General features: G+C 59.5%; 4 protein-coding genes. All 4 read left to right on the top strand.

Annotated elements, in window-relative coordinates; all coding sequences use genetic code 11:
- Positions 1 to 535, top strand: a 535-nt coding sequence (locus tag ACXJKO_RS30035; protein WP_457094680.1) for a sugar transferase, incomplete at its 5' end; no start/stop codon positions are given.
- Between the two features lie 57 nt (positions 536 to 592).
- The gene (locus tag ACXJKO_RS30030) at positions 593 to 1,837 is read left to right on the top strand and encodes a hypothetical protein (protein ID WP_457094679.1); all 1,245 of its coding nucleotides are present in this window, start codon (positions 593 to 595) and stop codon (positions 1,835 to 1,837) included.
- A 20-nt stretch (positions 1,838 to 1,857) separates the two neighbouring features.
- Positions 1,858 to 3,165: a glycosyltransferase family 4 protein gene (locus ACXJKO_RS30025; protein WP_457094678.1), complete on the top strand. Its 1,308-nt coding sequence runs from the start codon at positions 1,858 to 1,860 to the stop codon at positions 3,163 to 3,165.
- A gap of 369 nt (positions 3,166 to 3,534) precedes the next feature.
- Positions 3,535 to 4,329: adenylate/guanylate cyclase domain-containing protein (locus ACXJKO_RS30020; protein WP_457094677.1), on the top strand; the 795-nt coding region annotated here is incomplete at its 3' end.

The raw sequence follows: 4,329 nt of genomic DNA, 5'->3' as shown, positions 1-4,329 counted from the left end.
CTTCTGCATACCGCTCTTCGCCGTGATCGCGCTGGCGATCCGCCTCGACTCGCCAGGTCCCATTCTGTTCCGTCAAACCCGGGGAGGCTTCAACGGCCGCCCCTTCCGAATCTACAAATTCCGCACGATGACGGTCCTCGAAGATGGCGCGACGGTGATTCAGGCAAAGTGCAACGACCCGCGAGTCACCCGGGTCGGACGCTGGCTCAGGCGTACAAGCCTTGACGAACTCCCGCAGCTCTTCAACGTGATCAAGGGCGAGATGTCGCTCGTCGGCCCCCGCCCGCATGCGCTGGCTCATGACAGGAAATTCAACAAGCTGATCGGCAACTACAGGCTACGAACTCATGCTATGCCAGGTATCACCGGCTTGGCACAGGTTCATGGCTTGCGTGGGGAGACGGCGACCATCGACTTGATCAGGCGGCGGGTCGAGTTTGACATCCAGTATATCTCAAACCGTACTCTGCTTCTCGACWTCCAGATCCTGATCAGGACGATCGGTGAGGTCTGTCGTCATCATAATGCCTACTAGGACATAAGTCTGACGCGTTTCAGTCGCTGCTACGGCTATTATTCCTGGGAGAGTGGCATGGCTTTGCATGCGTATCGACTGACGTCCGCCCATAGGCCGATTCTTGTCGGAATGCTCTTCATCATGGCCTGCGTGGGTCCGCGCCTTGCCTCAAGCCGCGAGACCCGGACCTTGCACATCGCTCCTTCTCCCGCTGGGACGGGGAGCGGGTCGGACTGGGCGAATGCCGGCTCGTTGGAAAAGCTCTCGGCTTTCGTCGCCATGGCCGGACCTGGCGGCAAGGTACTGCTCAAKGCCGACGACGGTCCCTACCGGATCTCTCGACAAATCACGGTTCGCGCGGGTGGAACCGATGGAGTGCCAGTCACGATCGCTGGAGCAGACAGCGCCGGAAGGCCCGCGAAAGCGGAGATAGTAGGAACACGTGCCGACCCGTGGAGTCTCGAGGGGGATGCCGGTTCTGAGGTCTTCCGTCTCTCCACTGGCGCGAACCATCTCCGTTTCGAGCGGATCCTGTTTCGCAACCAAGGCAATGGATGCTTCAGGATCGCGAGCAACATTCACGGACTAGAGATCCAAGACGTGGACGCGCGAAACGTCCGCCGCTTCCTCGAGAACAATGCAAGCGGAATGGAGGAGCGCGCGAGCATCAACGACCTCGCCATTCGCCGCGTCACCGTCCGGGGCTATTCGAAAGGGGCGATCAGGCTCGGAAGCGACTCGGGCAACATCCTCATAGAGGATGTCATCGGTGACAGTGAGCGCCAGGACGGCGACGACTTTGCGATCGGGGTTGCCCTGCAGGATTCCGTTCACGACGTCGTCTTGCGTCGGGTAACGATGATGAACAACCATGACAGCACTCATGAGTACTGGAACGGCGACGGCTTCACGACCGAGAAAAATGTCCGCAACATTCGCTTTGAAGACACGCTCGCGTCCGGCTCGACCGACGGCGGCTATGACCTCAAATCGTCTGAAACCACTCTGCTTCGGGCGCGGGCGGAGGACAACATGCGAAATTTCCGGATCTGGGGCGAAAGCACGATTGAGGATTGCGTGAGCAGCAACCCGCGCAAGCGCGGTGGAAGCGGCAAGCAGAACCATATCTGGGTCGCGAAGGGCGCGAAGGTCGATGTTACCGGATGTCGTATCGAAGACTCTAACGACAGGACGACAGTGTTCGAAGTCGACCGATCCGGAGAGATCACCGTGCGCGATTCGATCATCACGAAAAATCCCGATGCACGAATGTCGCTGGTCCACGACGGCGGATCCCTCGAATTCATCACGACCAGATAGCAGCTTGATTGGACAGCGCCATGAAGATCTGTGTGCTCGGCCTGAGAGGCTTTCCTCAAGTGTTTGGAGGCGTCGAGACCCACTGCGAACAGCTGATTCCGAGGCTGCAGAAGCATCGTCCGGGCGACCAATATACCGTCGTTGGACGCAGATCCTATTGCCAGCACTCTTCCTACGAGTGTGACGGCGTTCAAGTCATTGCGCTCCCCCATACCAAGAACAAGTACCTGGAGGCCATCTCGAGCACTGCGCTCGGCCTCCTCTACGCGCGGTTTCACCTCCATGCGGACGTGGTTCACATTCATGCCATCGGTCCAGCCCTGATCTCACCATTGGCCAAGGCACTCGGCATGAAGGTCCTCGTTACTCACCATGGCGCGGATTACGACCGGGATCGCTGGAACGTATTCGCCAAAACGATCCTGAGGATCGGGGAGTTTTGCGCCTTGTGTTTCGCAGATCAAGTGATCGTGGYCTCCCCGTCCCTGACGGAGCAACTCAAAAGCCGTTATAGCTGGCGCGCGGCGCGGATCTCGTTCGTTCCGAACGGTGCCACTCACATCCTGCAGGCGCCCGCATTTGAAAGCGAGCGCAGTTCTCTCCTGGACAGGTTCGGGCTGGCCCGGGGCGAGTTCATCGTCACCGTCGGCCGACTTGTTCCGGAGAAGGGGTTCGATGATCTCATCCGTTCATTTAAGAGCACCAATCATCCATCGAAGCTCGTCATTGTCGGCGACGCCGCCCCCGGCGATCCGTACGCCGAGCACCTTCGGCGCGAAGCCGGCTGTGGTGTTGTTTTCACCGGCTACCTGAAGCCGGCGGAGATTACAGCCCTTCTCCGGGAGGCCTCTCTTTTCGCGCTCGCATCCCGTCATGAAGGCTTACCGATTGCAGCATTGGAAGCGGCGATCCTCGGGTGTCCGGTTCTTTTGAGCGATATTCGCCCGAACCTGGATATCGGCTTGGCTCAAGCCAACTATTTCAAGGTCGGCGACATGGAGGATCTGTGCCGGAAGCTGGCCGCGCCTCACGAAACCTACCGCGTCGATTCACATTCGATCCTGGACCGCTATGACTGGGACAAGATCAGCGAGTCGACGAGCGCCGTGTACTCGACCCTTGCAAGGACAGGGCAGAACAGCCCGGTACGAACGCTCACCGCTTGGCTCTACGGATTGAGCGGCAAGTCTCCAGCGCTCCCTTGGCGCGAGACAGCGCCGCAAGCGTCCCCTCCGCTCGAACCTCAGGTTAGTGCATTACCTCTCCAAAAGCAGAGACGACATTCGCGATCAAGACTGAGAGATGCTCCGCCCTCGCATCCAACCTGACATGCAGTGGAACGGCGCACCGGACCCTGTTCCTAGCCTATGACAAAGTGGGTTAACGCCAGCGCTTTGTCTCGTTTATTTTAGATACTGAGAGAGCCTTTGAGCTATTTGTCCGTTTGAGAGAGGAGTTGGCCTCGGAACCCTCTGCGTGAAAGCGGGCAGCTTGACCGTTGCCCCGAAGCTGAACAGCAGGCATTGCCGCCATCGAAGTTTCAGGATGCACATGGGGTCGCTTCAGTCCCGCATTGGAAACGACCACAATGTCCAGTTTACAAAGATGCAAGCCGCTCCTACTCTGCTTGTGCAAGTCAGCTCAACGAGTGACGCCGGATCCTGATGTTCTGATCGGCCGGATGCTGAGGACGAGCGGTGGCGAACGAGCGACTTCAACGACGGCTCGCGGCTATCTTAGCGGCGGACGTTGTTGGCTACAGTCGTATGATGGAGCGCGACGAAGGTGGCACGCATGCCGGCCTCAAAGCGATCTTGCGCACCATCTTTACTCCCCTGATCAAGGTTCACAGCGGCCGTGTGGTCAAGTTCACCGGCGACGGGGTGCTCGTCGAGTTTCCCAGCACCGTCGAGGCGGTCAACTGCGCTGTCGAGATCCAGCGAGAGGTCCAAGACCGCAATGCCGCCCTCTCCGAGGACAAACGCATCGTCTTCCGGACCGGAATCAATCTTGGCGATCTCATCATCGAGGTGGACGGAGACATTTATGGCGACGGCGTCAACCTCACCTCTCGCCTGGAGAGCCTCTCGCCACCCGGCGGCATCGCGATCTCCCGCGCCGTTCGGGATCAGGTTCGGGGCAAACTGCCTTTCATCTTCAAGGATCAGGGCGAGCACCAAGTCAAGAACATCGCCCAGCCCATGAAAGTCTATGCGCTCGACGCGAAGGACATCGCAGAGCTCTCGATGCCCGAGCGGCCGGGACGTGGAGGCACTGGCTCCCGCTGGATGACAGCGCCCGTCCTCGGCGCACTTGCAGCCGTCCTCCTGCTTCTTTTCGGAGGCGGAGCCTGGTGGTTCTATCAGGCCGGGCGAGAGCCTCAGCCCATCTCCGTGGCGCTTCCGAGCGCATCGTCCCCGCAACGGGCAAGCGTTGCCGGAAGTCCAGGCAAGTCCGCTCCTCGCCTATCCATCGTGGTCCTGCCTTTTTCC

It is taken from the genome of Microvirga sp. P5_D2 (assembly GCF_054049475.1).
This window is presented reverse-complemented; position numbering and strand designations above follow the sequence as displayed.